The 17687-nt window shown below is 63.2% G+C and carries 14 protein-coding genes; 13 read left to right on the forward strand and 1 reads right to left on the reverse strand.

What is annotated here, in order from left to right:
• Positions 1-27 precede the first annotated feature (27 nt).
• On the forward strand, positions 28-933 hold the full coding sequence (locus tag BLR69_RS06830; protein ID WP_071495488.1) for an AraC family transcriptional regulator: 906 nt from the start codon (positions 28-30) through the stop codon (positions 931-933).
• Here the strand turns inward: BLR69_RS06830 and BLR69_RS06835 are convergent.
• Positions 930-1841, reverse strand: coding sequence for a LysR family transcriptional regulator (locus BLR69_RS06835; protein ID WP_071495487.1), 912 nt, complete (start codon positions 1839-1841; stop codon positions 930-932). The genes BLR69_RS06830 and BLR69_RS06835 overlap by 4 nt on opposite strands.
• 120 nt (positions 1842-1961) lie before the next feature.
• Here BLR69_RS06835 and BLR69_RS06840 point away from each other — a divergent pair, with 120 nt between their 5' ends.
• The 12 genes from BLR69_RS06840 (at position 1962) to BLR69_RS06895 (ending at position 17576) form a co-directional block, all read left to right on the forward strand.
• On the forward strand, positions 1962-2957 hold the full coding sequence (locus BLR69_RS06840) for an aldo/keto reductase (RefSeq protein WP_071495486.1): 996 nt from the start codon (positions 1962-1964) through the stop codon (positions 2955-2957).
• Between the two features lie 135 nt (positions 2958-3092).
• Complete coding sequence (locus tag BLR69_RS06845) at positions 3093-5087, forward strand: methyl-accepting chemotaxis protein (protein ID WP_071495485.1); 1995 nt, start codon at positions 3093-3095, stop codon at positions 5085-5087.
• Between the two features lie 78 nt (positions 5088-5165).
• Positions 5166-5624, forward strand: coding sequence for an SRPBCC family protein (locus BLR69_RS06850; RefSeq protein WP_071495484.1), 459 nt, complete (start codon positions 5166-5168; stop codon positions 5622-5624).
• A gap of 97 nt (positions 5625-5721) precedes the next feature.
• Complete coding sequence (locus tag BLR69_RS06855) at positions 5722-6168, forward strand: DUF411 domain-containing protein (protein WP_071495483.1); 447 nt, start codon at positions 5722-5724, stop codon at positions 6166-6168.
• Positions 6165-6596 (forward strand): YqaA family protein, encoded by a 432-nt coding sequence (locus BLR69_RS06860; RefSeq protein WP_071495482.1) that lies wholly within the window; start codon positions 6165-6167, stop codon positions 6594-6596. The genes BLR69_RS06855 and BLR69_RS06860 overlap by 4 nt, the downstream gene beginning before the upstream one ends.
• Before the next feature lie 56 nt (positions 6597-6652).
• Positions 6653-7654 carry an alpha/beta fold hydrolase gene (locus tag BLR69_RS06865; protein WP_071495481.1) on the forward strand — a complete coding sequence of 334 codons (1002 nt, stop codon included), beginning with the start codon at positions 6653-6655 and terminating at the stop codon, positions 7652-7654.
• A 26-nt stretch (positions 7655-7680) separates the two neighbouring features.
• Positions 7681-8634, forward strand: coding sequence for a D-2-hydroxyacid dehydrogenase family protein (locus BLR69_RS06870; protein WP_071495480.1), 954 nt, complete (start codon positions 7681-7683; stop codon positions 8632-8634).
• A 521-nt stretch (positions 8635-9155) separates the two neighbouring features.
• Positions 9156-10709 (forward strand): glycogen synthase GlgA, encoded by a 1554-nt coding sequence (gene glgA, locus BLR69_RS06875; RefSeq protein WP_071495479.1) that lies wholly within the window; start codon positions 9156-9158, stop codon positions 10707-10709.
• Positions 10710-10729: 20 nt separating this feature from the next.
• The gene (gene treZ / locus BLR69_RS06880; RefSeq protein WP_071495478.1) at positions 10730-12475 is read left to right on the forward strand and encodes a malto-oligosyltrehalose trehalohydrolase; all 1746 of its coding nucleotides are present in this window, start codon (positions 10730-10732) and stop codon (positions 12473-12475) included.
• A complete protein-coding gene (gene malQ / locus BLR69_RS06885) occupies positions 12472-14556 on the forward strand; it encodes a 4-alpha-glucanotransferase (RefSeq protein WP_071495477.1) in 2085 nt (694 codons plus the stop codon). Before treZ ends, malQ begins: the two co-directional genes overlap by 4 nt.
• Positions 14553-17303: a malto-oligosyltrehalose synthase gene (locus BLR69_RS06890; RefSeq protein ID WP_071495476.1), complete on the forward strand. Its 2751-nt coding sequence runs from the start codon at positions 14553-14555 to the stop codon at positions 17301-17303. Before malQ ends, BLR69_RS06890 begins: the two co-directional genes overlap by 4 nt.
• Positions 17304-17327: 24 nt before the next feature.
• Positions 17328-17576, forward strand: a complete 249-nt coding sequence (locus BLR69_RS06895) for a DUF2934 domain-containing protein (protein WP_071495475.1) — start codon at positions 17328-17330, stop codon at positions 17574-17576.
• The last annotated feature ends 111 nt before the right edge of the window (positions 17577-17687 follow it).

Consider the following 17687-nt stretch of genomic DNA (forward strand, 5'->3'; position numbering starts at 1 on the left):
TTACTTGCTCTTGAGTCTTTCCATTAGATGAATTCGTCCAGTGCACTTGTCGATTGGTTATTAGACAGCCTCGAACTCGACACCAGCCTATTCCATGTGGGTCGCTATTGCGGCGACTGGCATGCCAGCACCCATGGCCTGGCAAGCGCGAGTTTCCACCTGATTGTGCAGGGCCAGTGCTGGCTGCATATCGAGGGCGACACCACGCCGCATCGGTTGGATAACGGCGACGCAGTGTTCCTGTTGCGGGATTTGGAGTATCGCCTGTCCGGTGAGCCCACGGCTGCCGGCGCCCAGGAATGCCCCCGTGTACCGATGGAGCCCCTGGACAGCGCCGCCCACGATGGCGTCGGCCTGGTCTGCGGCTTCTTCCACTTTCAGTCCGGCCTGTCGGCGATGATCGTCGACAGCCTGCCCGCCTGGATCATCCTGCGCGCAGGCGACCCTTCGCTGACCGCCGCGCGCAACCTGTTCGAGCTGATCCTGCAAGAGTGCGAGCGCGTGCCGGCGCCCTCTTCGGCTCTGCTTGAACGGCTGTGCCACCTGCTGTTCCTGTATGTCCTGCGCCAACAGGTGCTGGACAACCGTGAGCTCGGCGGCCTCGCGGCGCTGGCCCGGCAACCGGCGTTCGCCAACCTGCTGGAGCAGTTGATCGCCCATCCCGCCGACGCCTGGACCCTGGAAAGCATGGCCGCCTGTACCGGGCTGTCACGCTCGGCGTTTTTCAAGCGCTTCAATGAACTGTGCGGACAGTCGCCGGGCCAAGTGCTGCTGATGATGCGCATGCGCCATGCCTGCCAGCTGTTCAAGCAGGACCAGACCGTGGCGGATGTGTCGCTGGCCGTGGGGTATCAGTCGGTGGCGGCGTTTACCCGGGCGTTTCACAGGGTGACCGGGCAGCAGCCTGGGGCGTATCGCAAGGCCCAGGCCTAGCGCTGCAAACCAGTGCCGGGCCGGGCGCAAAGCTCGATCAGCCAGTCCACAAACACGCGTACACGCTGGGACAGTTGGCGGTGTGGCGGATACAGCGCCGACAGGGCCATTTTCGGCACCGCCAGGCTGGGCAATACTTGCACCAGGGTGCCTTCGGCCAGTTGACGCGTCGCGTGGTAAGCCGGCGCCTGGATCAGGCCGAACCCGGCTTCACAGGCCGCGAAGTAGCCATCGGAACTGTTCACCGCCAAGCCTTTTGACAGGTTGAACGTACGCAATTGGCCGTCGACTTCAAACTCCAGGCCAAAGCGTTTGCCCGTGACGCTGGAGACGTACTCGACCATCTGATGGTTGGCCAGGTCCTCCAACGATGCCGGAATACCCCGGCGCGCCAGATACACCGGGCTCGCCAACGTCAGTTGATCCATCATCGCCAACGGCCGTGCCACCAGCGACTCATCCAGGGCCAGACCACCGCGCAGCACGCAATCCACACCTTCACGGATCAAGTCCACCGGGCGGTCGTTCAGACTGATCTCCAGTTCGATCTGGGGGTAGCGGGCCGTGAATGTCGGCAATGCAGGGATCACGATCAAGCGCCCGATGCCTGACGGCATGTCAACACTCAAGGTGCCGCGCGGGTTCTGGCGTTGCGTGGAAAACACCGCCTCGGTTTCCTCAAGGTCCGACAGTAATTGCACACAGCGCTGGTAATACGCTGCGCCATCCAGCGTCGGGCTGACTTGCCGCGTGGTGCGCTGCAACAGTTGCACGCCCAGGTGTGCCTCCAATTGCTTGATCAACACCGTCACCGAGGCGCGGGGCAGTTGCAGGCTGTCGGCGGCCTTGGCAAAGCCGCGCAGTTCGACGATCCGGGTGAACACGCGCATCGCGTTGAAACGGTCCAATGGGCGGTTCCTTGCACTGATTATTTAGACATTACGAATAGTGTTAGTGCTTTTAGCCGGTTTATCCAGGTTTTGTCGAGCGTGACAATGCAATCCTTCCCCACCCAAGGAGCAATACCCATGCATACCCGCCAACTCGGAATACACGGCCCACTCGTCTCAGCCATCGGCCTCGGCTGCATGGGCATGAGCGATTTCTACACCCCCGGCAGCGACACCCGCGAAGCCATCGCCACCTTGCACCGCGCGCTGGAACTGGGCATCAATTTACTCGACACCGCCGATATCTATGGCCCGCACACCAACGAAGCACTGATCGGCAAGGCCATCGTCGGCAAGCGCGACCAGGTGTTCCTGGCCAGCAAGTTCGGCATCGTGCGTGACCCGGCCAATCCCGCCCTGCGGGGTGTGAACGGCCGCCCTGAATACATCCGCAACGCCATCGACGGCACCCTGCGCCGACTGGGTGTGGAGACCCTCGACCTGTACTACCAGCACCGCATCGACCCGGACGTCGCCATCGAAGAAACCGTCGGCGCCATGGCCGAGCTGGTGCACCAGGGCAAGGTGCGTTACCTGGGCCTGAGCGAAGCCTCTGCCGCCACCCTGGAACGTGCCCACAAGGTGCACCCGATCAGCACCCTGCAAAGCGAATACTCGCTGTGGAGCCGCGACCAGGAACATAACGGCTGCCTCGCCACCTGCCAGCGCCTGGGCATCGCCTTTGTGCCCTACAGCCCGCTGGGCCGTGGCTTTCTCACTGGCGCGCTGCAAAGCCCGGACGACTTCGGCGCCGATGACTATCGCCGCTTCAGCCCACGCTTCCAGGGCGAGAACTTCGCCAAGAACCTCGAACTGGTCAAACAGGTGCAGGCGCTGGCCGCCGACAAAGGCATCAGCGCCGGGCAACTCGCCTTGGCGTGGGTGCTGGCGCAGGGTGATTTCATCATTCCGATTCCCGGCACGAAGCGGCGTAAATACCTGGAAGAGAATGTCGCCGCGCTGTCGGTCAGCCTCAGCCCGAGCGAACTGGCGGCCCTGGAGGCGATCTTTCCCGCCGAGGCCCCCGCCGGCTTGCGCTACCCCGAGGCGGTGATGGCCATGCTGGACATCTGAATAGAAACCGCGCCGCTCACCGGCGCGGTGTTTTTCTTGCACGATCGTACCTAAAGCTCCGCCCTGCCAGGCCGATAGCCCTACGAAGCTCTAACAAAGCCGCGTCGGTAATAAACGCTTCGTAAGGACGACCCCATGCCCCCACTGCGCTCCATCCAAGCCCGCTATACCCTGTTCCTGGTGCTGTTCGTCCTGGTGTTATTGGTGTTGACCGTAGTGGGTATCGGCCAGTTGGTCGCGCCCAAGCTGCAGCACACCGAAGAACAGGTGGTGCTCAACCGTGTCGCTGAGGTCGCCGAGCAGATCCAGGGCGAACTCAACAAAGTCCAGTCCCAGCAACGCAGCATCACCCAGACCATTCCATTGCTCGACAGCGATGCCATTGACAAGGTTCTGCCGGGCCTGGTCGACCAGTATGGCGAGCTGAAAGTCTTCGGCGGCGGTATCTGGCCGCTGCCCAACCAGCGCACTCCGGGGCGCAACAAGCACAGTACGTTCTGGCACCGCGATGCGTCAGGCAAGCTGGCCGTGAACACCTTCTGGAACAGCGACCCGGCGCCCAACTATTACGACCAGAGCTGGTACAAGGGCGGCCTCGCCTCTCCACGCGGTCAATGTGCCTGGGCCGCCGCCTACAAGGACGACGCCAGCCAGGAGCCGCGCACCAACTGCGCCATGGCGATCCAGCGCGACGGCGTGCCTTATGGCGTCGCCACCATCGACGTGACCCTGGGCTTCTTCAATGACTTGGTCGCCAGCAAAGAGAAAGACATCGGCGGGCAAATGCTGATCGTCGAAGGCGACGGCAAGATCATCAGCAACAGCTCACGCATCAGCGGCCCGGTGGTGTTGAAAAACATCAGCGAACTCACCGGCACCTCGGCATTTGCCGCCCAGGTCAGCAAAGCCCTGGCCCACCGCGACCAGGCGCTGCAACGCAGTGAATTCGACAACCAGGGCGTGGCCAGCACCTTCTACATGCGCCCCATCGAAGGCACGCCGTGGTTCCTTGCCACTGCCCTGCCCACGTCGCTGATCACCGCCCAGCGCAATGACGTGCTCGGCACCCTGGCGCTGTTGCAGATCCCGATGGTGGTGCTGCTGGTGCTGCTCGCGGCGTATGCGATCCGCCAACTGGTGCAGCGCATGAAGTCGCTGAAAACCAATATCGACGCACTCTCCGCCGGCGACGCCGACCTCACGCGACGCATCACCATCCGCGCCGAAGACGAACTGGGTGCCATCGGCCATTCGGTGAACCGCTTTATCGTCTACCTGCAAAACATGATCGGCGAAGTGACCCTGGCCACCGGCGCCATGTCGTCGAGCCTGGCGCAGTTGCAACAGACCTCGGCGCACACCAACCAGATCCTGGTGCGGCATGCCTCGGAGACCGACCAGACGGTGACCGCCATCACCGAAATGAGCTCCACCGCTGACACCGTGGCGCAAAACGCCGCCGAAACCGCCGCCTTCACCCAGCGTGCCAATGAGCACGCCGACCGTTCCCGCGTGGTGGTCGGAGAGGCGTCAAACAGCGTCAGCGCGTTGATCGGTGAAGTCTCCAGCGCCACCCACAGCGTGGAGAACATGCGCCAGGACGCTGCGCGCATCACCGAAACCCTCGGCGTGATCGGCGCGATTGCCGGGCAGACCAACCTGCTGGCCCTCAACGCCGCCATCGAAGCGGCGCGGGCTGGCGAACAAGGCCGTGGTTTCGCGGTGGTGGCCGATGAAGTCCGTGCGCTCGCCGCACGCACCCAGGCCAGTACCTCGCAGATCAACGACATGCTCACGCGCCTGACCGCAGGCGTGAGCTCCTCGGTGGCGGCCATGGAAAACACCCAGGCCAGCTGCCAGTCGGCGGCGGACGCCACGGCGCGGGTGAACACTGGGTTGGATGAAATGGCCGGCTCCGTCAGCCATATCAACAACCTCAGCACCCAGATCGCCACGGCCGCCGAGCAGCAAAGCGCGGTGACCGAGGAGATCAACCGCAGCATGGTGCAGATCCGACAAATGGTCGAAGAGCTGGTGCAGAGCGGCCACGCTACCGAAAACAATACCCAGAGCCTGCTGGAGGCGAATGGTCGGGTGATTGCCCTGATGGGCCGATTCAAGGTGCGCTGATAAACGGCTGGAACACTCCCGTGCAATGTGCGGGAGTGGGACTATTCTGACAGTTCCAAGACGCACAGGAGGTGTGCCATGCGCGCAGCCGAGCAGTCGGTCCGCTTGGAGCGGATCAGTCAGGAACGTTTTATCCACGCTCCCATCGATGCCGTTTATGACTATGTGACCCAGCCGGATCGCTGGCACGAATGGCATCCCACGTCCCTCGGTGCCGACACCGGCACCACCGGTTCACTCCCCGCCGGCGCCCGCTTCACCGAAATGATCGACCTGCTGGGGGTACGCGTACCCATGAGCTACCGCGTGCAAATCGCCCGGCGCCCCGGCGAGTTCAAGACCGTGTTTACGTCCCTGGCCGTGGATGGTTCGATTCATTACTTCCTCATGCCCCATCAGGGCGGCACGTTGTTCAAGCGGGTGCTGACCTATGAAACCGAACTGCAACTGGCCACCCTGCATGAACGCATGATCGAGCTGTCGGCGATTGCCCTGGACCAGCTCAAGCACCGGCTGGAAAACCCACCGTTCGTATAATCTTGAAACATTCTCGCCCTGCAGGCGCTGGCTTGCCCGCGATGACGTCGTCATGATCGCCGCCATCCCAATAGTCACCTCCTGCACGCGAGATCCTATGAACACCCCATTGCGCCTGGCCCTGCTGTCAACCCTGTTCACCGCCACCCTGGCCCAGGCCGCCGACCTGATCCCCATCGACGTGCACCGCGACGCCAACTGCGGTTGCTGTAAAAAATGGATCAGCCACCTGGAAAGCAACGGCTTCAAGGTCAATGACCATGTCGAAGCCGACATGAGCGCCGTCAAGCAACGCCTGGGCGTAGCGCCGCGCCTGGGCTCGTGCCACACCGCCGTGATCGACGGCAAATTCGTCGAAGGCCACGTGCCTGCCGAACAGGTGTTGGCCCTGCGCAAACGCGACGACCTGCTGGGCGTCGCCGCGCCGGGCATGCCCATGGGCTCGCCGGGCATGGAAGTGGAAGGCCGCAGCGAGGCCTATCAGGTCATCGGCCTGACCCGTGAGGGTAAAGACGTGGTGGTGGCTGAATACCCGGCGCAATGATCGCGGGTTACCTCGGGCTATTCTTCGCGGCGTTCGGCGCCGCGACCTTGCTGCCCCTGCAATCGGAAGCCGTGCTGGTCGGCCTGCTGCTCAGCGGGCATTACAGCCTGTGGCTGTTGCTGGGTATCGCCACCCTGGGCAATGTGCTGGGCTCGGTGGTGAACTGGTGGCTGGGGCGCTGGGTGGAGCACTTCAAGGGGCGGCGCTGGTTTCCGGTGAATGACCAGCAGTTGGATAAAGCCCGCAACCATTACCAGCGCTGGGGACACTGGACACTGTTGCTCAGTTGGGTTCCGGTCATCGGCGACCCGTTGACGTTGGTGGCCGGGGTGATGCGCGAGCCGTTGTGGCGATTCCTGTTGCTGGTGACCCTGGCCAAAGGCCTGCGTTATGGCGTGCTGGCCGCTGTGACGTTGCAATGGGTTTAATCGCTACTTAATCCTTGGGCAACAGCATCCGATCCACCCTTCCCGGAGCCCTGACAATGCCTCTGTTCCGCGCTTTTTACATCGCCGGCCTGCTCACGGCCACCGCCGCTCCCGTGTTCGCTGCCACCTACGGTCCCGAACTGCAAGGCTTTGAATACCCCTATCCGCTCAAGCATTTCGAGTTTCAGTCCCAAGGCGAATCCCTGCAAATGGGCTACATGGACGTGCCGGCCAAGGGCAAGTCCAACGGTCGCAGCGTGGTGCTGATGCACGGCAAGAACTTCTGCGGCGCCACTTGGGAAGGCTCGATCAAGGCCCTGAGTGACGCCGGCTACCGCGTGATCGCGCCGGACCAGATCGGCTTCTGCAGTTCCAGCAAGCCCGATCATTACCAGTACAGCTTCCAGCAACTGGCGTTCAATACCCACCAACTGTTGGAAAAGCTCGGTGTTCAGAAGGCCACCCTGATCGGCCATTCCACCGGCGGCATGCTTGCCACGCGCTACGCCCTGATGTACCCCGCGCAAACCGAACAGTTGGCGCTGGTCAATCCGATCGGCCTGGAAGACTGGAAAGCGTTGGGGGTGCCCTCGCTCAGCGTCGACCAGTGGTATGCCCGTGAGCTGAACGTCAGCGCCGAGGGCATCCGCAAGTACCAACTCAATACCTACTACGTCGGGCGCTGGAAGCCGGAGTACGAGCGCTGGGTGGACATGTACGCCGGCCTCAGCAACGGCCCCGGGCATACGCGGGTCGCATGGAACTCGGCGCTGATTTACGACATGATCTTCACCCAGCCGGTGTACTACGAGTTCAAGGACCTGAAGATGCCGACGCTGCTGCTGATCGGCACATCGGACAACACCGCCATTGGCAAGGACGTCGCGCCACCAGCCGTCAAAGCCAGGCTCGGCAACTATGCCGTGTTGGGCAAGCAGGTGGCCAAGCTGATCCCCCACGCCACCCTGGTGGAATTTCCGGGCCTGGGGCATGCGCCACAGATGGAAGAACCGGCCCAGTTCCACAAAACGCTGTTGCAGGGGCTGAACGCCCTTTAATCCAACCTTTTTCGAGGCACTCGTGAATGTCGGTACAGATCGCAGTCATTGATGATTGGCAGGACGTGGCCAGGGGCGTGGTGGATTGGTCCGCCCTTGAAGCGGTGGGCCAAGTGCACTTCCTGCACGATTACCCGGCGGATACCGCCACGATGATCGAGCGTTTGCAGGGGTTCGAGGTGATTTGCGTGATGCGCGAGCGCTCCAGCTTCGACAAGGCCCTGCTGCAAGGTCTGCCCAAGCTCAAATTGCTGGTGACCGGCGGCATGCGCAACGCCGCCATCGACATTCCCGCCGCCAAGGCCCTGGGCATTCAGGTCTGCGGCACCGACAGCTACAAACATGCCGCGCCGGAACTGACCTGGGCGTTGATCATGGCCTCCACCCGCAATCTGGTGGCCGAAGCCAATTCGCTGCGTGCCGGCCACTGGCAGGTGGGCCTCGGCGGCGACCTGCACGGCAAGACCCTGGGGATTCTCGGCCTCGGCAGCATTGGCCAGAAGGTAGCGCAGTTTGCCCAGGTGTTCGGCATGCGCGTGATTGCCTGGAGTGAAAACCTCACGCCGGAACGAGCCGCCGAGTCCGGCGTGACCTGGGTCAGCAAGCAAGCGCTGTTTGAACAGGCGGACATCCTGACCGTGCACCTGGTACTCAGCGACCGCAGCCGTGGGCTGGTGGATGCCCAGGCGCTGGGCTGGATGAAACCCGGCGCGCGCCTGGTCAACACCGCACGCGGGCCGATTGTGGATGAGCAGGCACTGGTCCAGGCCCTGGAAAGCGGCCGCCTGGCCGGGGCGGCGCTGGATGTATATGCCGAGGAGCCATTGCCGGCGGACCACCCGTTCCGCAAGTTGCCGAATGTGCTGGCCACCCCCCACGTGGGCTATGTGAGCGAGCAGAATTACCAGCAGTTCTATTCACAGATGATCGAAGACATTCAAGCCTGGGCCAAAGGAGCGCCCATTCGCGTGCTGGGCTGACGCACCATCCCAGGGCGCTCCGCACGAGCGCGGCGCCCACCCGACCTTGTAGTGAGCAGGCTTGCCCTGCGCTGGGGCGCGCAGCGGCCCTGAATATCGGTTCAATCTTCGAAAGCCCCGGTTGGGAGCGCTTCGCACTCCAGCGCAGGGCAAGCCTGCTCACCACAGGAACCGTCGGTTTCTGCAAGAGCATATGGTTACAATTTTTTTGTCCTACAAAATCTTCCTAGAAACCCTACAGGCTCTGGGATCTGTCCTAGACTCATGACCGATGGGTCCGTTCCAAAACAAAAACCCCGCAGAAAATCTAAACTTTTCAACTCGGCCATTGGTCAAGTTTTAAGGTACGACGAGCACACACGGTTCCAGCCCGATGCCCGTCCATCCAATCTATATCTGCCAACCGTGCAACTGGCATAAGCCTTGCCAGATCTGTACAGCGCTTGTGCGCGTGGCCGCAGGATGCGGTCGACGGAGTTAATGGCAGCCGGCCATTAGCCGACCAACACGTGGAGAGAACTATGATCAGTGCCGCAGCAAGTATTCAGGGAGAGCGTGTTAGTCAGACCGTTGGCGGGGCAACCGCGTTGGCTGACCTCACCACGGTGCGGCCGGTTCCCACCTACAACCCCAACCGCAAGAAAGTCCTGTTTGTGACCTCCGAGTTCGCCGACCTGGTGAAGACCGGCGGCCTGGGCGACGTTTCCGCCGCCCTGCCCCGCGCCATGGCCCATCTGCACGATGTGCGGGTGCTGATCCCCGGTTATCCGCAGGTGATGGAAAGCGACAACCCGATCCATATCATCGGTGAGCTGGGCGGCCACGCGGCGCTGCCGCCGTGCAAGATCGGGCGCATGGACCTCAAGGATGGCCTGGTCATCTATGTACTGATCTGCCCCGAGCTCTACGAGCGCGAAGGCACGCCCTACGGCGCCAACAACGGCCGCGACTGGCCGGACAACCATATTCGTTTCGCCCGCCTGGGCCTGGCCGCCGCCGACATGGCCGCCAACCTGGCACAGATCCACTGGTGCCCGGACCTGGTGCACGCCCACGACTGGCCCGCCGGCCTGGCCCCGGCGTACATGCACTGGCGTGGGTCACGCACGCCGACATTGTTCACCATCCATAATCTGGCCTATCAAGGCGTGATCAGCCTGGCGTCGACGCCAGAGCTGGGCATTCCACCTCACGCTTTGCAGCAGGAGGGCATGGAGTTCTACGGCAAGATGTCGTTCCTCAAGGCCGGCATGGCGTATTCCAGTCATATCACCACGGTGAGCGCCACCTATGCCCGGGAAATCACCACACCCGAGTTCGGCTGCGGCCTCGATGGCTTTTTGGCCAGCAAGACCCAGCAAGGTTTGCTCAGCGGTATTCCCAACGGCATTGAAGACAGCTGGGAAACCTCCACCGACCCGCACTTGACGCACAACTTCAACATCGGCGACTGGGAAGGCAAAGCCGTGAATGCCGCACAGGTGCGTAACCTGTTCGGCCTGCATGACTCGACCGGCCCGCTGTTCGCCGTGGTCTCGCGCCTGGTGTTCCAGAAAGGCCTGGACCTCACCGAAGCGGTGGCCAGTTTTATCGTCGAGCAAGGTGGGCAGATCGCCATTATCGGTCGCGGTGAGCCCGAAGAAGAAAACGCCATGCGTGAACTGGCCCTGCGCTTTCCCGGCCAGATCGGTGTGCGCATCGGCTTCAACGAGACCGATGCGCGCCGCATGTTCGCCGGCAGCGATTTCCTGCTGATGCCGTCGCGCTACGAGCCCTGCGGCCTGAGCCAGATGTACGCCCAGCGCTTCGGCTCGCTGCCTGTCGCGCGCAACACCGGCGGCCTGGCCGACACCATCGAAAACGGCGTGACCGGCTTTCTGTTCAATGAATCCACGGTCGACAGCTACAAAGAAGCCTTGAGCCGCGCGTTCAAGGTGTTTGCCTTCCCTGGCCTGCTCAATGCCATGCGCAGCCGGGCGATGACCCAACCGTTCAACTGGAGCCAGGCGGTGGAACCCTACGCCGAACTGTACGAGCAGCTGGTGGCTAAAGCACTGGGGAAATCCGCTAAATAATCAACGGGAGGTCTCTATAGATGCCGTTACGGACTCTGGAAACCTGGCCCCACGGCGCAATCATGCTGGACGCGCAACACACGCGTTTCGCCTTGTGGGCGCCAGACGCGTTTTATGTCAGCGTTGAATTGGAACACGGCAAGTCCATTGCCATGCTGCCCCAGGCAGATGGCTGGTTTGAAACCGAAATAGCGTGCCCGGCGGGCACGCGCTACCGCTTCAATATCGATGGGGAAATGGATGTACCCGACCCGGCCTCCCGCGCCCAGGCCGCCGATGTGCATGGCTGGAGCGTGGTGTTCGACTCCCTCGCTTATCAATGGCGCCACAGCACCTGGCAAGGCCGCCCCTGGCACGAGGCGGTCATCTATGAACTGCATGTCGGCGCCATGGGCGGTTATGCCGCCATCGAAACACACCTGCCACGCCTGGCCGAGCTGGGGGTTACCGCAATTGAACTGATGCCGCTGGCGCAATTCCCCGGTGATCGCAACTGGGGCTATGACGGGGTCCTGCCCTACGCACCCCAAGCCTCCTACGGCACACCCGAACAGCTCAAGCACCTGATCGACAGCGCCCATGAGCACGGCCTGGCGGTGATCCTCGACGTGGTCTACAACCACTTCGGGCCGGACGGCAACTACCTGGGCCAGTACGCCAAGGGCTTCTTCCAGGAAGACGTGCACACGCCCTGGGGTGCCGGCATCGATTTCAACCGGCGCGAGGTGCGCGACTTTTTCCTCGACAACGCCTTGATGTGGTTGCTCGAATACCGCTTCGACGGCCTGCGCCTGGACGCCGTCCACGCCATCGACAACCCGGACTTTCTCAAGGAACTGGCACACCGCGTGCGCGAGCAGGTGGACACCGGCCGGCACGTCTGGCTGATGCTGGAAAACGAACTCAACCAGGCCAGCCTCCTGCAACAGGATTTCGACGCGCAATGGAACGATGACTTCCATAATGTCCTGCATGTGCTGCTGACCGGCGAAACAGACGCCTATTACAGCGACTTCGCCAAGGAGCCCACAGCCAAACTGGCGCGCTGCCTGGGTGAAGGGTTTATCTACCAGGGGCATACCACCCGGCATGGCCATGAACGTGGCGAACCCAGTGGGCATCTGCCGCCGAGCGCGTTTGTGGCGTTCCTGCAGAACCATGATCAGATCGGCAACCGCGCCCTGGGCGAGCGCCTGCATCAACTGTGCTCGCCACAGGCACTGAGGGCGGCGACCGCACTGCTGTTGCTCTCACCGATGATCCCGCTGATGTTCATGGGCGATGAGTCGAATGCCAGCGAGCCATTCCTGTTTTTCACCGATCACCATGGTGAACTGGCAGAAGCGGTGCGCGAAGGCCGTCGCAATGAATTCAAGGATTTCGCCGCGTTCCAGGACCCGGAACGACGCGAGCGCATCCCCGATCCGAACGCGCTGCCGACCTTTTTGCAGACCACGCCGAACTTCGACGACAACGAACACACCCAGCTGTATCGCCAGTTACTCAGCCTGCGTCACCGTCATATCGTGCCGCATCTACCCGGCAGCATGGCCCTGGGTGCTGAGGTATTGGCCGAAGGCGCCGTGAGCGCCCGTTGGCGCCTGGGCGATGGCAGCCTGTTGCAGATTGACCTCAACCTGAGTGCCACGCCGCTGGATCAGCCGGCGACGGCGCCTGTCCTGTTTGAAACGCCTGCCAGTACCGGCGCACACCTGCCGCCGCACAGCGCACGCGTCACCCTATCCCCTGTTGGAGAGCACCCTTGAGCGAAGCGAACCTGGAAATCCTCGCCAGCCGAGCGGGCCTGGCCGTCGATTGGATCGACGCAAACGGCCGCCCGCAACGAGTGAAACCCGACGCCCTGCGCGCCGTCCTCAAAGGCCTGGGCCACCCCGCCGACACCGATGCCGAGGTCAACGCCAGCCTGCTGGCCCTGGAACAGGTGCAACAAGACAAACACCTGCCGCCCCTGCTGACCATCGACAGCGGCGAAGGCCTGGACTTGGCGCGCTACTTCGAACCGGACACTTTGTGCCGGGTCAGCCTTGAAGATGGCGAAACCCTGGAACTGCGCCTCGATGGCGACGCCGTGCTGCCCGGCGTCATCGCCCTCGGCTACCACCAGGTGCACATCGCCGACCAGACCTTCACCCTTGCCGTCGCCCCCACCCACTGCTACAGCGTGGCCGAAGCGGTCGACAGCCGCCCTGCCCGCGCCTGGGGCCTCAGCGCGCAACTGTACAGCTTGCGCCGCCTGGGCGATGGTGGCTTCGGCGACACCCTGGCCCTGGAGCACCTGGCCCGCTCGGCGGCCGAGCGCGGCGCCGATGCCCTGGCGATCAGCCCGATGCATGCGATGTTCAGCGCCGACACCGCACGCTACAGCCCGTACTCGCCCTCCAGCCGCTTGTTCCTCAACAGCCTCTACGCGTCGCCGGGTTGCATCCTGGGTGAGCGCGAAGTGCGCAACGCCATCGAGGCCAGCGGCCTGGCGGATGAACTGCACGACCTGGAGCAACACCACCTGATCGACTGGCCCACCGCCGCCAAGGCCAAGCAGCGCTTGCTGCGTGCACTGTACGAAGACTTCCGCCACGGCCACCACCCGCAACACGCCGACTTCCAGAGTTTCCGCCAGGCCGGCGGTGAGGCGCTGGAAAACCACTGCCGTTTCGAAGCCGTGCAAGCGACCCGCGCCGCTGCCGGTGAAGACCTCGACTGGCGCCACTGGCCAGAAGACTGGCGCACGCCACAGAGCCCGGCATTGGCGCGGTTCGCCGAAGACCACCGTGACGAGATCGGCTACTTCGCCTTTTGCCAATGGCTGATCGCCCGTTGCCTGGAGCGCGCGCAACAAGCAGCACGCGGCAGCGGCATGGGTGTTGGCCTGATTGCCGACCTGGCGGTGGGTGCGGACGGCGGCGGCAGCCAGGCCTGGAGCCGTCAGGATGAATTGCTCGCCGACCTGACCGTGGGCGCGCCACCCGATATCCTCAACCGCGCCGGCCAGGGCTGGGGCATTTCCGCGTTCTCCCCCGAAGGCCTCAAGCGCCACGGTTTTCGCGCCTTCATCGAAATGTTGCGCGCCAACTTCGCCCATGCTGGCGGCTTGCGCATCGACCATGTGATGGGCCTGCAACGCCTGTGGGTGATCCCCATGGACGCCTCGCCGCGTGACGGCGCCTACCTGTATTACCCGGTGGACGACCTGCTGCGCCTGTTGGCCCTGGAATCCCACCGCCACCAGGCCATCGTGCTGGGTGAAGACCTGGGCACCGTGCCGGACGGTCTGCGCGAAAAACTTATCGCCCGCTCGATCCTGGGCATGCGCGTGTTGCTGTTCGAGCAGAACCATGAAGGTCAGTTCAAGCCGATCCTCGACTGGCCGGACAACGCCCTGGCCACCACCAGCACCCACGACTTGCCGACCCTCAACGGTTGGTGGCACAGCCGCGATATCGAGTGGAACATCCAGCTCGGCCTGATCGATGCGCCGACCGTGGAGCAATGGAGCGAACATCGCCTGCGCGAACGCCAGGCACTGCGTCAGGCCTTGAGCCAGGACCCGCAGAACTTCGTCGAAGAGATCCGCAATGAAACCGACCACATGATCGACGCCAGCGTGCGCTACCTCGGCCACACCCGCGCCCCACTGGTGCTGCTGCCGCTGGAGGACGCCCTTGGCGTGGAGGAACAAGCCAACCTGCCCGGCACCACCGACACCCACCCCAACTGGCGCCGTCGCCTGCCGGGCGAGGCGTCGAGCCTGCTCGACAATGCCGGCGCCGCCCGCCGCCTCGAACTGTTGGCCGTCGCGCGCAACCAAGCCTATGAGCGTGACCGATGAAAGCCCTGCCCCTGCGCGCCACCCAGCGCCTGCAATTCCATAAAGGTTTTACCCTCGATGACGCGGTGCCGCTGGTGCCGTATTTCGCCCGGCTGGGCATCAGTCACCTGTATGCCTCGCCGCTGCTCAGCGCCCGCGCCGGTTCCATGCACGGCTACGATGTGGTCGACCCCACCACGGTCAACCCGGAACTCGGTGGCGAACCCGCCCTGCGGCGCCTGGTCGCGGCGTTGCGTGAACACGACATGGGGTTGATCCTCGATATCGTCTCCAACCACATGGCCGTCGGCGGTGCCGATAACCCCTGGTGGCTGGACCTGTTGGAATGGGGCCGCCTGAGCCCCTACAGCGAGTTCTTCGACATCCAGTGGCACTCGCCGGACCCCTTGCTCAAAGGCCAATTGCTGATGCCGTTCCTCGGCAGCGACTACGGCGAAGCCCTGCAGACCGGCACCCTGACCCTGCACTTCGATGCCGACCATGGCGCGTTCTACGTCGAGCATTACGAACACCGCTTCCCCATCTGCCCCAAGGATTACGCGGCGATCCTGGGCACCGACGAACCGCTCCAGCCCCTGGCCGAGCGCTTCAGTGCCCTGGCCTACCAGGACGACGCCTACCACGAGGCCGCGTGGCTCAAGCAAGCGCTGGCCGAGCGCGCCACCGAGGTGCTCCCGGCAATCGAACAACGTTTGACGGCCTTCGACGGGCGTAAGCCCGAGGGCTTCAAGCGCCTGCATCAGTTGCTCGAACAACAGGCCTACCGCCTGGCCAGTTGGCGCACGGCGGCGGACGATATCAACTGGCGGCGCTTCTTCGATGTGAATGAACTCGGTGGCCTGCGCGTCGAGCGCAGCGCAGTGTTCGAAGCCACCCACGGCAAGATCTTCGAACTGATCAGCGAAGGCCTGGTGGATGGCCTGCGCATCGACCACATCGACGGCCTGGCCGACCCACGCGGTTATTGCCGCAAACTGCGGCGCCGCGTGGACTCGCTGTCGCCTGAGCGGCACTTGCCGATCTTCGTGGAGAAGATCCTCGGCGAAGGCGAAACCCTGCGCGAAGACTGGCAGGTGGACGGCACCACCGGCTACGAGTTCATGAACCAGTTGTCGCTGCTGCAACATCACCCGGACGGCTTTGCGCCACTGGCTGCGTTGTGGACCCGCCACAGCGAACGGCCTGCGGCCTTTATCGAAGAAGCGCAATTGGCCCGTCAGCAGATTCTCAACGGCTCCCTCGGTGGCGACTTCGAAAGCGTGGCCCAGGCCCTGCTGCAAGTGGCCCGCGACGATGTGATGACCCGCGACCTGACCCTCGGCGCCATCCGCCGAGCCTTGCAGGAACTGATCGTGCACTTCCCGGTGTACCGCACCTATATCAGTGCCCGTGGCCGCAGTGCCGCCGACGACAGGCTGTTCCAGCAGGCCATGGACGGTGCCCGCACGACCCTGGGCGAAGGCGACTGGCCGGTGCTCGACCACCTGGCCAACTGGCTGGGCGGCCAGGCGTGGCGCAATCGCCCGGTGGGCCGTGAACGCAAGATCCTCAAGCACGCCTGCGTGCGCTTCCAGCAACTCACTTCGCCCGCCGCCGCCAAGGCCGTGGAAGACACCGCGTTCTATCGCTCGGCGGTGTTGCTGTCGCGCAACGACGTGGGTTTCAGCACCGAGCAGTTCAGCGCGCCCTTGGCCGACTTCCATGGGGTCAACCAGCAACGCCTGCAGAGCTTTCCCGACAACCTGCTGGCCACCGCTACCCATGACCACAAGCGCGGCGAAGATACCCGCGCGCGCCTGGCCGTGTTGAGTGAATGCGCGCCGTGGTACGTCGAACAGGTCGAGCAGTGGCGCGCCCTCGCCGCACCGCTGAAGGCAGAGGCAAACACGCCGTCGGCGGGCGACGAGTTGATCCTCTACCAGGTGCTGCTGGGCAGTTGGCCCCTGGACCAGGCCGACGACTTCGAGGGCTATCGGCAACGCCTGTGGCAATGGCAGCAAAAAGCCCTGCGCGAAGCCAAGTTGCAAAGCAGCTGGAGCGCGCCCAACGAAGCCTATGAACAAGGCGTCGAAGCCTTCCTGTCGCGGCTGCTGCTCAGCGATGAAGGCCACACGTTACGCACTGCCATTGGTGCCGCTGCCCAGGCCATCGCACCGGCCGGTGCGCTCAATGGCCTGGCGCAATCCTTGCTTCGCATGACGGTGCCGGGTGTACCGGACCTGTACCAGGGCGATGAGTTCTGGGACTTCAGCCTGGTCGACCCGGACAACCGCCGTCCAGTGGATTTCAACGCCCGGCAACAGGCGCTGGATACCCCACCGGACATCGGCGAACTGTTGTTCAACTGGCGCGACGGGCGTATCAAGCAGGCGCTGATTGCCCAGGTGCTGGGCTTGCGCAAGGCCTGTCCCGAGCTGTTCCGCAACGGCACCTACACACCGCTGCAAGTGCACGGCAAACACGCCGAACGGGTGGTCGCGTTCGCACGTGAACATCAGGGCGAACAGCTGCTGGTGGTGGTACCGAGATGGCCGCAGCACCTGCTTGAAAACGGTGTGCATCCAAAGATCAATGCGCAGGTTTGGGGCGATACACGGGTGAAATTACCGTTCGCCGCGTCAACCAAAAACTGGAAGGGACTTTTTCATACAGGCGCAGTCACACCAGACAAGGAGCTGTTGATCAGCACTGCCCTGGGGGATTTCCCGGTCAATGTCTTTATCAATCCTGATGATCAAGAAAGCTGAAAATTCTCTGTGAGGAGCATTGCGATGAGTACTGACGAAAAACGCATAAAAGAGTTGGCGCATCAGATCTGGGAGTCCGAAGGCAAGCCCCATGGGGAAGACGCGCGGCACTGGGAGATGGCGCGCAAACTGGCCGAAGCCGAAGCGCTGACGCCGAGCAAACCCAAGGCCGCCGCCAAGCCCAAGCCACCGGCCAAAGCCAAACCGGCCGCGAGCAAACCAGCGCCACCGGCCGCTAAAAAACCACCCGCCGCGAAGAAACCCAAGCCTTGATTCCCCGCCTCTTGTCGGCGTTGTCGGCAAGAGGTGATTCCACCTACCAGACTCTCAGCTGAAATTTCGTCGGCACGGCCGCGTTCGGCCTGAAGAAAGACCCTTGCAGGA

It is taken from the genome of Pseudomonas azotoformans (assembly GCF_900103345.1).
GTDB classification, from domain to species: domain Bacteria; phylum Pseudomonadota; class Gammaproteobacteria; order Pseudomonadales; family Pseudomonadaceae; genus Aquipseudomonas; species Aquipseudomonas azotoformans.